The organism is Chitinophaga silvisoli, from assembly GCF_003412465.1.
Taxonomy (GTDB): domain Bacteria; phylum Bacteroidota; class Bacteroidia; order Chitinophagales; family Chitinophagaceae; genus Chitinophaga; species Chitinophaga silvisoli.
In genome coordinates, this window is the sequence record NZ_QTJV01000001.1 from 699,902 (window position 1) to 717,650 (window position 17,749).

General features: G+C 44.7%; 10 protein-coding genes. 7 read left to right on the forward strand and 3 right to left on the reverse strand.

The window, feature by feature from the left end; all coding sequences use genetic code 11:
• Positions 1–62 precede the first annotated feature (62 nt).
• A complete protein-coding gene (locus DXN04_RS02945; protein WP_116851802.1) occupies positions 63–743 on the reverse strand; it encodes a metal-dependent hydrolase in 681 nt (226 codons plus the stop codon).
• 430 nt (positions 744–1,173) lie between these two features.
• Here DXN04_RS02945 and DXN04_RS02950 point away from each other — a divergent pair, with 430 nt between their 5' ends.
• From DXN04_RS02950 to porQ, 5 genes are all read left to right on the forward strand, one after another.
• Positions 1,174–2,367 (forward strand): metallophosphoesterase, encoded by a 1,194-nt coding sequence (locus DXN04_RS02950; RefSeq protein WP_233525507.1) that lies wholly within the window; start codon positions 1,174–1,176, stop codon positions 2,365–2,367.
• Between the two features lie 53 nt (positions 2,368–2,420).
• A complete protein-coding gene (locus DXN04_RS02955; RefSeq protein WP_116851804.1) occupies positions 2,421–3,368 on the forward strand; it encodes a hypothetical protein in 948 nt (315 codons plus the stop codon).
• A gap of 162 nt (positions 3,369–3,530) precedes the next feature.
• Entirely contained in the window at positions 3,531–4,145 is a 615-nt protein-coding gene (locus tag DXN04_RS02960; RefSeq protein ID WP_147319821.1) for a porin family protein, read from the forward strand.
• Positions 4,146–4,371: 226 nt separating this feature from the next.
• Entirely contained in the window at positions 4,372–6,774 is a 2,403-nt protein-coding gene (lon, locus tag DXN04_RS02965; protein ID WP_116851806.1) for an endopeptidase La, read from the forward strand.
• A 128-nt stretch (positions 6,775–6,902) separates the two neighbouring features.
• Positions 6,903–7,937 carry a type IX secretion system protein PorQ gene (gene porQ / locus DXN04_RS02970; protein WP_116851807.1) on the forward strand — a complete coding sequence of 345 codons (1,035 nt, stop codon included), beginning with the start codon at positions 6,903–6,905 and terminating at the stop codon, positions 7,935–7,937.
• A 4-nt stretch (positions 7,938–7,941) separates the two neighbouring features.
• Here the strand turns inward: porQ and DXN04_RS02975 are convergent, their stop codons facing one another.
• Positions 7,942–8,679 carry a pyridoxine 5'-phosphate synthase gene (locus DXN04_RS02975; protein WP_116851808.1) on the reverse strand — a complete coding sequence of 246 codons (738 nt, stop codon included), beginning with the start codon at positions 8,677–8,679 and terminating at the stop codon, positions 7,942–7,944.
• An 83-nt stretch (positions 8,680–8,762) separates the two neighbouring features.
• Positions 8,763–10,091 carry an adenosylhomocysteinase gene (gene ahcY, locus DXN04_RS02980; RefSeq protein WP_116851809.1) on the reverse strand — a complete coding sequence of 443 codons (1,329 nt, stop codon included), beginning with the start codon at positions 10,089–10,091 and terminating at the stop codon, positions 8,763–8,765.
• 524 nt (positions 10,092–10,615) lie between these two features.
• On the opposite strand from ahcY, the gene DXN04_RS02985 reads away from it, so the two are divergent.
• Entirely contained in the window at positions 10,616–16,654 is a 6,039-nt protein-coding gene (locus DXN04_RS02985) for a T9SS type B sorting domain-containing protein (protein ID WP_116851810.1), read from the forward strand.
• 50 nt (positions 16,655–16,704) lie between these two features.
• A complete protein-coding gene (locus DXN04_RS02990) occupies positions 16,705–17,607 on the forward strand; it encodes a PorP/SprF family type IX secretion system membrane protein (protein WP_116851811.1) in 903 nt (300 codons plus the stop codon).
• The last annotated feature ends 142 nt before the right edge of the window (positions 17,608–17,749 follow it).

Below are 17,749 nucleotides of genomic sequence, written 5' to 3' on the forward strand. Positions count from 1 at the left end.
AATAAATAGGCCATGGCTAAAAGACAATCGTCATTTCCCATGTGTGTAATATATACTTATTCTTATAAATCGATAGTAGCTCCTATTGCGGGTAAAAGCAATTCCAAACCTGCCTGGGCAAACTGTTGTTTCGTCTTCTCCTGATCTATCTTAATATATCCAAATGTATCGTAGTGAATACCAACAATCCTTTTACAATCAATAAATTCCGCAGCGATAATCGCATCTTCTGCTCCCATTGTGAAGTTATCCCCAAGTGGCAACACCGCAAAATCTAATTTCGCCCAGCGGGGAATCAGCTGCATATCCATGGTAAGACCGGTATCACCTGAAAAGTAGAAGTTACCTTCTGCTGTGGTAAACACATATCCTACAGGGTTACCACCATAAGATCCGTCAGGCATAGAGCTGGTATGAGTAGCTACCACACACTTCACGGTACCAAAGTCAAAGTTCCATTTACCGCCAATGTTCATTGGGTGGCCTTTCTCCACGCCCTGTTTCTTAGTCCAACCCAGTACTTCAGGCACTGCAACTACAGTAGCCTGGGTACGTTTTGCCAAAGGAACGAGATCTGCAATATGATCCTCGTGACCATGTGACATAAATATATAGTCAGCTTCCAGTGTATTGACATCAATACCCCTGGCTAACTCGTTGTAAGTGATAAATGGATCAAATACAATCTTTTTACCCTTAATTTCTACCGCAAAACAGGAATGACCGTAAAATGTAAACTTCATATCTTTCTAAGTGTCTTTATGCCTTAACAATCAATTATTTAGAATACTCCAGTCCGCAAATTCAATGCCACTGTATTATTCCTCAACTGTTATGCCCTCATTACTAACTATAAATAACCCAAGTTCGACAAAAGTACAACGATTAAAGAAAATTCAGTGGAGGGGGTATATTTATTTATTCACAGGACTGCCTGCTTCCTATTGTTAATTTATTATTAATCAATTAATTGGATCAAATTGTTAAATGAAAGAGAAAAAACATAATGTTCCATGCAATATGTTCCACGCTCATTCGTCTACCTATTTTTACACAGGGTCGCACTATTTTTGTATTGTAAATGATTAGCGGAAAAAAGTTAAGCAGATGCGCACGGGATTAAACACATTTTTACTAGCTGGGCTACTATTTTTATTGGATTTATATGTATTTATGGCCATCAGGGCTGTATTTTATGGTGCGGCTGCCCGTATCAAAACTATCGCTTTCAGTACTTACTGGGTCATTTCAGCCCTGGTACTACTCCTGGTTCTATTGATGCCTTATATCCACTGGCAGGATTGGTCCAAACATGTCAAGGGCTATGTTCTCACCATTATTTTTGCAGTTGTTTTTGCCAAACTGCTGGTTGCTGTCTTCTTATTATTAGATGACCTGCGCAGAGGTGTCACCTGGGTGATTCAGCGGTTTACAACTCCACAGGCAGCGGATATGACCGTAAGAGGTATCTCCCGTTCCCGCTTCCTGACCCAGCTGGCATTGATCACCGGCGGCGGTATGTTCGCCACCTTTATATATGGTCTCTCCAATAAATATAATTATAAAGTCAGGCAGATGAAGCTTGCTTTCAAAAACCTGCCACCCGCTTTCAAAGGACTGAGAATATTACAACTCTCTGATATCCACTCCGGTAGCTTTGATAATTATGATGCTGTACGCAAGGGAGTGGAAATGATCAATGCACAAAAGGCTGATATCGTGCTGTTTACGGGTGACCTGGTGAATGAACTGGCGGAGGAGATGGACCAATACAAATCCCTGTTTAGCCAGATTAAAGCACCTATGGGCGTTTATTCTACATTGGGTAATCATGACTATGGCGATTATCACGCATGGCCCGACAAAGATGCCAGCGGTTTTAGTCATCAGCGTATGCAAAACCTGGAGGCCCTGAAACAGGTACATGCCGATATGGGCTGGCGGCTGATGATGAATGAACATGTGGTGCTGGAAAGAGCAGGACAGCAAATAGGCCTGCTGGGGATTGAGAACTGGAGTGCAATGGCCCGTTTCCCGAAATATGGCGACATGAAGAAAGCATATGAAGGCGCTGAAAAGCTGCCGTTTAAGATATTGATGTCCCACGACCCTACCCATTGGGATGCACAGGTAAGAACAGAATACCCGGATATAGATCTGATGCTGGCAGGACACACCCATGGTATGCAATTCGGCGTTGAAATTCCCGGATTCAAATGGAGTCCTTCCCGATTCGTCTTCAAAGAATGGGCAGGACTGTATCGTGAAGGAAATCAGCGCCTGTATGTAAACCGTGGCTTTGGTTTCCTCGGCTACCCTGGCCGGGTCGGGATCCTGCCTGAAATAACCGTCATTGAACTGGTATAGACAGTAATGTTAATTTATTTCGCTTATCTTGCAGCTAGTTAAACGCTTCGTGCATGCGCCGCTGCTTTTGTATTTTCTTATTTCTGTTTTGTAGTCAGGCTGTATGGAGCCAGTCCCTTGCCGAACTGGAAAAGCAACTTGACTCCTTGCTGAGAAAGCGGGAGAAAAGTGAATTGATAGTAGGTCTCGGATATGGTAACAACCCGGCTTACGGTAGTAAAGTGAACAATGGAGAACGGCCCGTGGTTATGAAAACCTTCCTTTCTCCCACCCTTGGATATTATCATAAAAGTGGTATCTATGGTACCGTCAGTAATTATTACCTGTTCAACTCATTGGGAACACCATGGTTTGAATGGGACTTTTCTGTTGGTTATGATTATTCCAAAAGCAAGCATTTTATGACTGGTATATCTTATACCAGGTATATCTTCGCCGATTCTGCTGACGTTCCGGCCACGCCTATTAATAATGAACTCTTTGCTTATTTCTATTACCGCGACTGGTGGATTCAGCCTGGGGTCAGCCTGGATTTTGGTTGGGGAAGTTGTACAGAAGCAACTGGTCCTAAGGGTCCTAATGGAGAACCGGCACTTACCCGAAATCTATCTGGCAATGACTTCAATGTCGTAGCAGCGGTGCGCCATCCATTTATATTTGTGGATGTACTGAAAAGAGATGATGCTTTCCTGCTTACCCCTTCGGTAGGCCTGACTATGGGGACCGCCCGTTATTACAGTAACTTACGTGCATTTCAATATATCTCCCGTTCACCATGGATGAAAGGAGATGCGCCACATGAAATATTTCACCCTGAAACGACCCGGAAGTCGGATACAGGATTCGAAATGAGGGCTTTGGATCTGACAATAAGTGCATCCTATATCGTGGGTAAATTCACCCTGGCACCATCCTATACCGTTTTCCAGCCATTCCAGGGTTCCGACAAAAAGCTGGTTAACTACTTCACAGCGCGTGTTGCCTATACATTAAAAAAATAATATTCACGTTTTCTTCACATTTTCATTAAATAAGAAATGTAGCATAGATTTTGCTCACATCGCTATGTTGGCGATAGGGGTATTTTTTGTGTGGCTCGTCTTTTATAATAGAAAAACCATTTATCCGTTTACTTAAAAACCTTGTTGAAAAAAAAACGCTATATGAAAAAACTGTTTTTCGCCGCAGCAGTACTGTGTGTGACTGCCTTCTCTTCTACAACTGTTAATGCCCAGTCCGGATTCTTGCATTTTGGTCTGAAAGGCGGTGCCAATCTGGGTAAACTGGATGGTAAAGGCTACAAAGATGGTTTTAACCTCGGCTACCACCTGGGTGGTTTCGCACAGGTAAACCTCACAAAAGGTTTCGGTGTACAGGGTGAATTGATTTTCTCCTCTACCCAGACTAAAACTACCAGCGACTTTAGTGAAGTATACAATACTGATAACCTGAGTGATAATGGGAAGAAGATTAAGCTGAACTACCTGAGCATCCCGATCCTGGCAAACTTCTCCCTGGGTAGCCCCCGTATCAAACTGCAGGTTGGTCCCCAGTTCAGTGCATTGGTTTCTGACAAGAACGTATTCAAAGCATCAAACGATGCCTTCAATGGTGGTGATGTTTCCGGCGTAGCAGGTCTGTGGATCCAGCTGCCGATCATCAATATCAGTGCGCGTTACATTGTAGGTTTCACCGATGTGAAGAAGATTGACGATGTAGCCAATACCGGCAACTGGAAGAATCAGGCGATTCAGCTGGGTGTTGGTGTGACACTGTAATCATATTTTGCTCAGGCAAACCTTAATAAAAACTCGCTTTTATCGCCAGGTAAAAGCGAGTTTTTATTTTAAACTTAGGTAAAACGGTATTATGTATATTTATAATAGAATACCCTTTTCTTTTTTCGTGGCATTAATCTTGACAATATACCTATGCTTAGAAAAAAGGCGAAAAGGATAGCCACAGGCTGACAAATTGGCTACTTTTTGTATTTAAATTACCGAGATGAATAGATTTTACTTAACGAATTCGGAAGAGGAAATGGAATTCATGCCAATTATCCCTCTGAATGAAGATGGGGAGGGGCAGGAAGAGGATAATATACCCGATGAGCTGGCACTCTTACCTTTGAGAAATACGGTACTTTTCCCTGGTGTGGTTTTGCCCATCACGGTTGGCAGAGATAAATCCATTAAGGCTGTAAACGATGCTTATCGTGGCGATAAGCTCATTGGCGTTGTCGCTCAGAAAGACAGCACTGTGGAAGATCCTATCATTGCCGATCTGGCAGAGGTAGGTACAGTAGCCCGTATCGTAAAACTGATCAAAATGCCTGATGGTGGTACTACTATCATCATTCAGGGACGTAAAAGATTTAAGATCAATGAGATCGTTGCTGAAGATCCATACTTCAAAGCACGTATAGATATATTGCAGGACGAAATCGTAACGGACGATCCTGAATTTGACGCATACATCTCTACTATCAAGGACCTGGCAGGACAAATTATACAGTTGTCCCCCAATCTGCCATCAGAAGCCAGCATCATTCTCAAGAATATTGAAAATGAATCTTTCCTTGTGCACTTCGTTTCTTCCAACCTGAACTGCGACCTGAAAGAGAAACAGCAATTGCTGGAAATCAATAACCTGCGCACCCGTGCAGAGCTCCTGCTCAAACTGTTGCAGGTTGAACTTCAGCTGGCAGAACTGAAAAACAAGATCACCAACAAAACAAAGGCGGATCTTGACAAGCAACAACGTGAATACTTCCTGCAGCAACAGCTCAAATCCATCAAGGAAGAATTGGGTGGCGACAGCAATGACCGTGAGGTAAAGGAGCTCCAGCGCAAAGCAGAGAAGAAAAAATGGACAGAAGCTGCCGGTGAACTTTTCCGCAAAGGAATTGAAAAGCTGGAGCGTATGCATCCCAGCACCCCGGATTATTCGGTGGTATATAACCACCTGGACCTGATGCTGGACCTGCCATGGCAGGAATATACCGAAGACAGCTACGACCTGAAAAAGGCGAAAAAGATACTGGACAATGATCATTATGGCATGGACAAAATCAAGGAGCGCATCCTCGAATACCTGGCTGTACTGAAGCTGAAAGGTGACATGAAGTCACCCATCCTCTGCTTCGTAGGCCCTCCGGGTATTGGTAAGACTTCTTTAGGTCGTTCCATCGCCAGCGCCATTGGCCGCAAATATGTGCGTCTCAGCCTGGGTGGTCTGCACGACGAAAGCGAGATCCGTGGTCACCGTAAAACGTACATCGGGGCGATGCCCGGCCGGATCCTGCAAAGCATCCGCAAGGTAAAGACTTCCAACCCCGTAATGATCCTGGACGAAATCGATAAGATTGGCAACGATCACCGTGGCGATCCTAGTTCCGCAATGCTGGAAGTACTGGATCCTGAGCAGAATGGCACCTTTTACGACAACTACCTGGAGCTGGAATATGATCTGAGCAAGGTCCTGTTCATCGCTACAGCAAATGATATCAATGCTATCAGTCCCGCGCTGCGTGACCGCCTGGAAATCATTGACCTGAGTGGTTATTCCATCGAGGAAAAAGTAGAAATTGCCAAGCGCCACCTGGTGCCCAAGCAGAAAGAAGCCCATGGCCTCAAGCAGCTGAAAATGAGGATCAGCAACAGTGTGCTGGACAGGATCATACAGGACTATACCCGCGAAAGTGGTGTACGTGAGCTGGACAGGCAAATGGCCTCCATCATGCGTTCCCTGGCGAAGGATGTGGCCCTGGAAGAAGAACTGCCAGACAGTCTGACCGAAGAACACGTAGAAGAAATATTGGGTAAGGCCCGTTATTCCAACGAAATATACAAGGTAGGTAATCCTCCTGGTGTGGCCGTAGGCCTTGCCTGGACATATGTAGGCGGGGATATCCTCTTTATCGAAAGCAGCCTCAGTGAAGGGAAAGGTGAACTGCAGCTGACCGGTAACCTGGGTAATGTGATGAAGGAATCTGCCAGCACCGCACTGAGCTACCTGCAGGCAAATGCACACCAGTTCAATATCAGTCCAAAGCTGTTCAGGGAGCGGAATATCCATATCCACGTACCTGAAGGTGCTGTTCCAAAGGATGGTCCAAGTGCAGGTATTACAATGCTGACCGCTTTAACTTCCGCATTCACAGGCAGAAAGGTGAAATCCTACCTGGCTATGACAGGCGAAATCACCCTCAGGGGACAGGTATTGCCGGTGGGAGGTATCAAAGAAAAAATACTGGCTGCCAAAAGGGCGGGGATTAAAGAAATCATCCTCTGTTGGCAGAATGAGAAAGATATCAAGGAAATTAATCCCGACTATATCAAAGGGGTGAAGTTCCATTTTGTCAAAGAAATGAACCAAGTGATCGATATAGCGTTATTAAAGAAGTAACAAGTCTATACCGGCCCTTTTCACAGTTGGGACCGGTAATGGATATATGTTGATTGTTTTAAGGGTTTAAAGTAAGGCCATCCTGCTCCCCGGCAGAATGGCCTTATTGTTTTTGTATATTTGTCAAAATGTACCGACTCATATTCCTATTCCTACTGATTACCCATTCCTCCGTTGCCCAGGTACTGGGAGGAAAAACCACCTTTGCATTCCTGGACCTTCCGGTATCACCGGCACAGACAGCACTGGGCAGCATCAATGTAAGCCAGCAGGGGAATGACATTGCATTGTCTACGCTCAATCCTGCCTTATTACGGCCGGATATGCATACCCATATGCAACTCAACTACACCAGTTATTTTGCGGACGTACTGTATGCACATGCACTTTTCGGCTATCATTCAGTCCACCTTCAGACCACCTTTGCAGGCGGTATTCAATATATAGATTACGGCGCTGTTACCCAGACGGATGCCAGCGGTAGTATTCAGGGGTCCTTCAGGCCAAGAGATCTGTCTATCCAGGTCACCGCTTCCCGCCAATACCTCGAGAGGTGGCACTATGGTGCTACTTTACAATTTGTACAATCCCGCTACCAGCAATATAATTCCTCGGGCCTGGTATTACACTTTGGGCTCACTTACGAAGACACTACTCACCATTGGCAGGCAGGTCTGCTGGCAAAGAATATGGGCTTACAGCTCAGTACTTATACGCCTGGCAACCAGGAACCCTTACCGTTTGATTTACAGGTGGGGATTTCCAAAAGATTGAATCAGCTGCCCTTGCAATTATCAGCTACCCTTCATCATATTTATCAATACGACGTACGTTATGCAGATCCCGGATTCCAGGAAAGCAGCTTAATCACCAACGGGGATACTGTAAAGACAAGCGGGCAGGCTGTAGATAAGATCTTCAGGCATTTTGTACTGGCCGCACATTGGGAAATCGGGCGATTTGTTACCCTGACGGCGGGTTATAATCATCTCAGGAGACAGGAATTATCAGATCCACAATTGAGAGGCCTGAGTGGATTTTCGGCTGGGGTAGGGGTGGTGACGAGGAAGATCCAGCTCCGTTATGCGAGGGCCTGGTATCAGCGCAGTGCTGCGCTGAACCAGTTCGGAATAAATTTGCCCCTGAAGGAATGGAGTTATTAGTAAACTACTCGGCTACCTTCAGTTGTCGCTTATACAATTGAATGGTGTTTTCCAGACCCAGATACAGCGCATCACATACTAATGCGTGACCGATGGATACCTCTTTCAGCTGCGGAATGTGCAGTTTGAAGAAGCGCAGGTTGTCCAGGTTCAGATCGTGTCCTGCATTAATATCCAGACCGATAGCAGTAGCAGCACGGGCTGTGTTTTTATAATCATTCAGCAGTTGGAAGTTCTGTTGTTGTGTCCTTGCATTGTTAAATTCTTCCGCATAAGGACCTGTGTATAATTCAATCCTGTCGGCACCGGCAGTTTTAGCTGCTTCTACTTTATCAGGTTCTGCATTCAGGAAAATAGAGACCCTGATACCAGCGGCTTTGAAAGTGCCGATTACTTCCTGCAGGAATGACTGGTTGGCGATAGTATCCCATCCGGTATTGGAAGTGATAGCATGGGGAGGATCCGGCACCAGCGTTACCTGTTCAGGCTTCACAGACAATACCAGGTCGATAAAGTCTTTTGATGGATAGCCTTCGATATTGAATTCTGTGGTTACTAATGGCTTCAGGTCCAATACATCCTGGTAACGGATATGACGTTCATCTGGTCTGGGGTGAACAGTGATGCCATCGGCACCAAAACGTTCGCAATCCTGTGCTACTTTCAAAATATCCGGGAGGTTACCACCTCTGGCATTGCGCAGGGTGGCAAACTTGTTAATATTTACGCTCAACTTTGTCATAATAACAAATGTAACGGTAAAGCCACTAAAAACAAAAAGGGGCTACCACTGGCAGCCCCTTTTTTATAGCACAATTGCGCCTATTAGTATCTGTAATAGTCAGGTTTGTATGGACCTTCTGCAGGAATGCTCAGGTATTCAGACTGAGTTGGTGTCAGTACATCCAGTTCAACACCGATTTTCTTCAGGTGCAGACGGGCAACTTTCTCATCCAGGTGCTTAGGCAGAACGTATACTTTGTTCTCATACTTGTCAGTATGCAGCCACAGTTCCAGCTGAGCCAGGGTCTGGTTGGTGAAGGAGTTACTCATCACGAAAGATGGGTGACCGGTAGCACAACCCAGGTTTACCAGGCGGCCTTCAGCCAGCAGGATGATGTCTTTACCATCGATAGTATATTTATCTACCTGAGGTTTGATTTCAACCTTGGTGTTACCGTAGTTCTTGTTCAGCCATGCAACGTCGATTTCGATGTCGAAGTGACCGATGTTGGATACGATACATTTGTCCTTCATCAGTTTGAAGTGCTCACCAGTGATGATGTCGCGGCAACCGGTAGTGGTTACGATGATATCAGCTTCTTTTACAGCATCAGACATTTTCTTCACTTCATAACCTTCCATAGCAGCCTGCAGTGCACAGATAGGATCGATTTCAGTTACGATCACACGGGCACCAGCGCCTCTCAGAGACTCAGCAGAACCCTTACCTACGTCACCGAAACCAGCTACAACAGCTACCTTACCGGCAATCATTACGTCAGTAGCACGACGGATCGCATCTACGCAGGATTCACGGCAACCATACTTGTTGTCAAATTTGGATTTGGTTACAGAGTCATTGATATTGATAGCAGGGATAGGCAAAGTACCTTTCTGCATACGCTCGTATAAACGGTGTACACCGGTAGTAGTCTCTTCGCTCAGACCTTTCACATGCTGGATCAGTTCAGTGTACTTGTCAAACACCATGTTTGTAAGGTCACCACCGTCATCCAGGATCATGTTCAGCGGACGATCAGCACCACCAAAGAACAGGGTCTGTTCAATACACCAGTCAAATTCCTGCTCATTCAGACCTTTCCATGCAAATACAGGTACACCTGCAGCAGCAACAGCAGCAGCAGCATGATCCTGGGTAGAAAAGATATTGCAGGAGCTCCAGCGTACTTCAGCACCCAGGTGTACCAGGGTTTCGATCAGCACAGCTGTCTGGATAGTCATATGTAAGCAACCAGCAATACGCGCACCTGCCAGTGGCTTGCTGTTACCATATTCTTCTCTCAGCGACATCAGACCTGGCATTTCAGCTTCCGCCAGCTCGATTTCTTTACGTCCCCACTCTGCCAGAGACATATCCTTTACTTTATAAGGAAGAGCAAAGTCAATGTTAGATTTAGCTATTGTAGACATTATTACTAGTTTTTTGCAAATCTAAATTTATTTTATGGGTAAAAACAATGCATTTGTTCTTTTTTTATTGTTGAAAACAGAACAGGTGTTTTTTTAAGCCAATTTTAGAGTCGCGATAAAATACTATCAGCTTCCCCTTAAAATAGTGGAATGTGGATAAATATGTGAATTCGCAATCATCTGATCCTGAGTTGCCCTGAGTAGTTATCCCCATTTACGGTACTGACATATTAACAATTTATATAAAATATTTTGTGTAAATATGGAATATTGAATATGTTTGTATTTCGATATATTAAGGTTATCTTATAGCGCAGTGTGATGTACAGTGAATGGTTAATTATAGGCCTCCGGTGAATCAGCATAGTGTCCCAATCCCTCACTTCCTACAATACTGTTGCAGGTAACGTTTTCATTACCATGCCTTTTTGCATTTTTCGTGAGGGCTTTAGCCATTTCTCTAATGGTTAAAACATGGCTGATTAAAGAAATTAGATGGATTATAGAACTTTACACGCTTTACTATGTTCAAGCTTCCCAATTCTGTGAAATGGAATGCAACTACTACACCCCGGAAAGTGTCGCATACACTTAAAAGGATGTTCTTTGCAGTACTGTTGTTATTGTTATGCAGTCAGAGTCAGGTTATCGCGCAGACTGTAAAGGCTACTATCAATCCCACCGGAGGTGCCAGCGGCACCAAGGATCTTAAGATTGATATCTACACCGATGGTAGTATCGTGGTGACCCGCAATGGTCTCACCGAAACCTACAACCGGGCAGACAGCTCTCTTGGTATGAGGGCTTTTTTCGATTTTAAGAACCTGTCTCACATGGCAGACAGAACTACCCCTCAGACCCCCAGTAGTTGTTACATTTCCCCTATATCTGGTTCAGGTTCTTATGCCGATCCTTATAAAATTCATGTAGTAGGTACTGTACTCGATCCTTATTATAAATATCCAACTGGTCAGACGGGTACCGTCACTTGTATTATTACCTATGTGAAAAATACAAGCTACTTCTTCCTGGACTATGTGATGCACATGCCGCAGGTAAGTACCAATGACTTTACCAGCGTACTGTTTTACCTTTCTGAACAGGTGGTAATGGGACCTAATGCAACCGCTGATCCGGACGAAGCCAGTAAATGTGGCTATGGATTTATCAATAGTGATACCACTACCATCGGTATCTACAGGGATGCCGCCTGTTCTGAAACAGCAGAATCACCCCGTAGCCATGTGTATCGCATGTACAGAAAATTCAAATCCTTTGAAGCATCTATCCCGGAGAACCGTTTCTACCTGGATGATGATGGATTGTACCCGCACAACGTAATTGCTGATGGTGTGGATGGTCGTGGCCGTTCTATGGGTATTATGCGTACCATGCCTATTTATGATAACAACTTTACGGCGACTCCTGTGAACTACAGGACTTTCCGTGTATTATCCGGTTATGGTACCACCAAAAATGAATTCGATACTGTTGCCGCATTAGTAGACTCTATTCCCGTCACGGGATGGGGCAATGTGTCGGTACAGTTCTCGAGTGCCACCCTGTCTACTACTGAAGGTAGTGCAGCACAGGGCGAACATATTGATTCAAGCGTAACCCTAAAAGTTTCCGGTGGCAAACTCAATGCCCCGGTTTATGTTTTATTGCAGTATGATCCGGCTTATAGTTATGCGCATCCGGCAGTTGTGGGTACAGACTTTACACTGCCGGAACAGGGAGTATTGATTCCTGCAGGTGACTATACCACCGCTAAAACTATTAAGATCCCGAATCTTCATATTATAGGTAACGACAAATTGGAATACAGCCGTACCCTCCGCCTCAAACTGGCGGCCACCTGTACGGACCTGATCACCATCTCAGGTACCTCCCAGTGTGATTTCACCATCGTGGATGATGAGGCCCGTGGTATGACCCTCACCATGGATAGTACCGCTATCCTGGAAGGTAACTCTACCAAGGCAAGGGTGAAAATGACTTCTACCTCTCCTGAAGATGTAGTGATTACTTTCTCTACCCATGCATCTTCTACTGCAGGGGATACAGATTATGTAGTGCCAACTTCTATTACCATCCCGGCAAACAGTACTTACAGCCCTGACTTTACCATCAGCGCCAAGTCTGATAAAGTGTTGGAAAATACAGAGAACCTGGTATTACAATTCAAGGGCACTGTTCTGGGTATTAACGTAACTGGCCAGACAAGTCTTACCATCAATGATAGTACTTACTTCAATCCTGCATATGCCAAGATCGTATCCAGTTATGTAAATCCATCCTCGATCAACCCGATAACGGAAGGATACGAAGGCTATGTTCGGTTCCAGCTGCCGGATGGTGTAAGTACAGAAGTACCTATTACTGTCAACGTAGATTTTGATTATTCCAAATCAACTGCGAGTGATGGTGATGACTTCGATTTCTGGTATTATAATGGTCCGGTGACCATTCCAAAACTGGGAACTGGTGCGAACATCTATATTATTGCATACGCCGATGGTTTACTCGAAGGACCTACTCCCGAAACCATTGTGCTGGATGTAACTTCAGTGGACAATGTGGGCGCTGGCCGTTCTTATCCTTATAAGGGCGATACCCTGAAAATTAAGGATGGCGACTACGATTCAAGTATGTCAATGATCGTAACGGCTTCACCTGCTTCCATACTGGAAGGCACCAGCAGTACAGTGACAGTAACCTTACCGAATGGACTCAAGGCAGGATCTGCTATGACTATCCCGGTTGCAAGGAGTGTTTCATCCAAAGCAATCGCTTCAGATGCAACCATGTCTCTCAGCACCCTTACCATCGCTAAGAATAAGACAAATGCCACTTTAACTGTAAAAGCACTGAAAGACAGTCTGCTGGAAAATGATGAATCCTATTATGTAGTCGCTTCTCCTGCAGGTTATATCAAAGACTCCTGTCTGATCACCATCAGGGATACAACAGGATTAATCGCTGGCAATAAAGTGCTGAACCTGGTCATGAACACCCCTTCTCTCAAAGAAGGAAACAGTTCCAATCTTACCCTGGCATTTGCCAAGGCTGGAATCATGGCCGGCGATTCACTGGCGATAGTACTGACACCGGATGGTACTTCCGTAGCTGCTCCATCTGATTATTACATCGGTGCAGCGAACACCATTTACATGCCACCTAATACTAACAGTAAGACGGTGACAAATGGCTTTAGCGCACTGACTGACAATATCCTGGAGAATACAGAAGCGTTTAAATTAAATGCATCCACTACTTCAGTTTCAGGTCTGACTATCAACTCCATCTCCGGTTCTATCACAGATGCGACCAGCGACAATGCTGCCAACAGGATTGTCTCTATCACACCAGGTGCTACTGAAATGGAAGAAGGTAGTACTTACACTTATACATTCAGCCTGCCTGCAGGTATTACTACCGAAGTGCCGATTACCATTACACCATCGATCCTGACTGGTTCTACTGCAGATGCTTCAGACTTCACACTGGACTCTGCAACCATCACACTCGATGCTAATCATCCTACTTCAAATGCAACAGCAATCAACATAGTTCAGGATAATATCCTGGAAAGCAATGAGCAGCTGATCCTGGGCGGTACAGCATCAACAGCACTGACAGCAGGTGTTACCGTAAACCAGGCAGCTACAGTAACCATCAAGGATAAAACTGAATTAGGGAGTTTTACGCTCAGCACAGATCGTAATGATATCGTAGAAGGTGGTGCAGGAGCATACATCACGATCTCTTTGCCAGGCACACCACCTGCGCCATTGACACTCACGCTGAGCCGCGGCAATAGTTCGCAGGCAAGCAGTGGATACGCTGGATTGCCGCAGACGGTGACGATGACCACCAGTTCAGTCACAATCCCGGTTCCGGTATCAGCGCTGACTGATAATATAATTGGAGATAATGAAACGCTGGTAGTATTAGTAGAAGCAGCAGGTTACCCAAGTGATTCTGTGACACTGAACATGGTGGACGTTACTGCTGATGATCCTGCAAATATGAAAATTACCCTCACTCCGGAACCTGCATCACAAGGTGATCATGTGGAAGAAGGTAATACATATACAGTAAGAGCAAGCTTCCCGGCTGGTATCAAGCTGTATACACCGGTAACACTGAATGTAACAGCGAGCAACCTCTCCGTAGCAGGTACCGGCGATTATACCGGTGTACCAACTACAGTAACAATCGATACCAGCGGTTATGGTGACTTTGTAATCACTGCCAAAGCTGATTATATCATCGAAGGTTCCGAAATGCTGAGAATATTAGGTAACACACCTGGTATGAGCAATGTAAGTGTAGATAGCCTGGATCTTTATATTGATGATGCACTCACCAGCACACAGCTGCAGATGATCATCGATTCCAGCAGCATTCACAAAGGCAGCACTACCAAAGTAAGGATCGGATTTGTAAACAGCGGTATGACTTCAGCCAGCGATATCATCATCACAGTAATACCTGATGTATCGTCTACTGCGGATACCACAAACTATACAGGTCTTCCAAGATTTGTAACACTGCCGAAAGACTCTAACTATGTCACCTTCTTCCTGAATATACCTAACAATTACAAAATAGAAGGGCCTACTGTATTACAGTTTACAGACAGTGCAGCCGGATACTCATTTGCATCTATCGCACCGCTGAATATCCTGGATCCGGAAGGTCAGGCAATCACCTTAGAGAAAGTGACAGATGCGGGAGAACCAGCTACAGATGGTGCTTTCAAAGTAGTGATGCCAGCAGTATCTACTACCGATGTAAGTGTTACTATGACAGCTACCTATGCCGGAACAAATATTAAGGATGTACAGACTACTGTGATTATTCCGGCCGGCAGTCTTTCAGTAACAATACCGGTATATATTATAGATGACATCATCCTCCAGGGTAACCTGGTATTGCAGGTAAAGCTCACGGGTGCTACAACAGAACAGGGTGGTACTACCAAGAGCATGTATGTGAGCGGCGGTACTATGTACATGAACGTATTCGATGATGAAAGCAGTGATTCCGGCGTGCAGGCAGAAGCCCGTACAATGGTGATCGAACGGATGGCCGATGCATATCAGCCATCTACAAGCGGTCAGTTCCGCGTACGATTCAACGACTCTACACTGGTAGCTACACAGGATGTAACAGCTGCTTATACGGTAACCGGTACAGCCATCGCTGGTACAGACTACATAGCGCTGAGTGGTAGTGTTGTGATCCCTGCGGGTTCCAGCATGGCGACATTCGATGTGGTGCCTGCAGGTCTGCTGACAGCTGGTCCGACCAAGAGTGTAACCGCTTCACTGACTGGTGTAACTTCCAGCATTCCGCTGGTGACATGGCCGGTTAGTACGAGCAGTGGTATTTCAACGGTGAACATTTTTAATAATAATGTAGACACCCCACAGGTCAACCTGTTCGCCTCTACCAGCACGATTGTGGAAGGTGACTCTGTGAAATTCTTTGTAAGAACTACGAAGTCTATCAACTTAGACCTGCCCATTACAGTAGCTGTAACGAACGATGTATACAGGACTGTTACAATTCATAATGGAACAGTGTCTGGCAACAAGGTGATCGTTACCATGCCTGCCGGTGCACAGGAAACATATTTCACAGTTGTGGTGGATGACAATGAACTGAATGATGATGACGGATGGTTACAGGCAAGTGTACAGGCATACGATCCGCTGAGCAGTGGCCCTGCTTATTACGTAGGTCTTGCAAGTGAGATTAAGAATACAGTGACTGACAATGACACGTTGAGGATAGGATTCAGTCAGAGCCAGTTCTCAGTAGTAGTGCCGTTCGATACAACAGGCATGCCGCTTCCGTTTGAATTAAAAATGAATCGTGCCAGCTCCCGTATCATCACTATTTACTATGAGTTCTACGAACCGGGAAGTGGTGAACTGCTGGCAGGTACAACAGTGGCAACTGCAGGTAAGGATTATGATGCTTCTGTAACACCGTTGCTTATTATGCCAAATACCAGCAGCACATCAATTCCTGTACTGGTAAACAGCGTGGAAAAGAACAAGATGTTTGGTATGCGCTTACTCAGAGCTACCGTATCATCCACTCAGAATATTCCAATCCTCGATTCACTGAGCACCGCTACTGGCCTGATTGAAATCTGTATGGATTGTGATTATGATGGTGACGGGGTACCTGATTATGTAGAGCGTTTCATTACTGATGGCAGATGGAAGGATAATAATAATGGTAACCTGCGTGTGCATCCTGCAATGTCTCCGAACGGCGATGGCTTGGGTAACGATGCGATGTACATTGAAAATATTGATGCATATCCTGATAATGAAGTAACAGTATTCAACCGTTGGGGTGGTACTGTATTTACAACGAAAGGCTATAATAACAGTTCTAACAATTTCAACGGTAAGGCGAATACAGGCAGTGCTAAAAATCAGGATGTTCCGGATGGTTCTTATTTCTTCATTATCCATGCGACAGATGCAACAGGTAAGAAGATCAAATACACCGGATTCCTTGTCATAAAGAGATCATAAGAAAACCAGACAATGGAGGCATTAGCTTCCATTGTCTGTAATCCTTACATATGAAGAAAGTAATAATTACGCTGTTTGTCTTAATTGCATGTTATCTGCCTTCAAAGGCACAACAGGATCCTATCTATTCCCAGTATATGTTCAATGGCCTGGCCATTAATCCTGCCTATGCAAGTTTGGATGAGTCAGCCAGGTTAACTGTAGATGGCCGTAATCAATGGGTGGGTGTAGACGGAGCCCCTAAAACTGCTACATTTTCATTTTATTCACCACTCAATGAAAGGGGAACTACATTGGGATTTTCTGCTATGAGGGAAAGCATCACAGTAGATACCCGTACAGATTTAAACCTCTTTGCATCACAGAAGGTAAACCTCACCGAGGAGTTGCACCTGGCAATGGGCCTGATAGTCGGCATGTCGCAGTACAAAGAGAATAATAATTCGCTCACGACAACTGATCCTACTTTTGCAAGCAACCTGAGTTACATGAAGACAAATGTTGGCTTCGGATTTGCATTATTTACAGAGAGATTTTATTTAGGTTTAGGTGCGCCGATGTTCAAGAGTTTTGATCTTGGAAAGAGTGTGAACAGGATTGTGTCAAAACCGCATTATTACATGCAGGCAGCCTATGTATTTGATATCAACGATGATCTGAAATTCAAGCCTACTTTATTGCTGAGAGATGTAAAAGGAGCAGGACTGAGTTATGATTTCAATGCCAGCGTACTCTTGAGAGAACTGGTGTGGCTGGGTGCCTCCTGGAGATCAGAGAAGACGGTGACAGGTATGGTAGGAGTGAGGATTACACCTCAATTGGAAATGGGATATTCATACGATACACCTACAAATTCGAATTTAAAGGGAGCACAGTCAGTATCACATGAACTGATGATCAGCTATAGATTCGGATGGAGTAGCGATCACGAAATTTTACCCCGACTTTTTTAGTCTATTAACCGAAACGCCCTACGGGGTCATCAGTTCCCGCACCAAAAGTGCGGGAATTTTATTTTCTATCTGGTTGATTTTTAATCGGTAATAAAAAGCTAGAAAAAAAATAAAAAAATAAATCTCAAAGAAAATCCGTGTT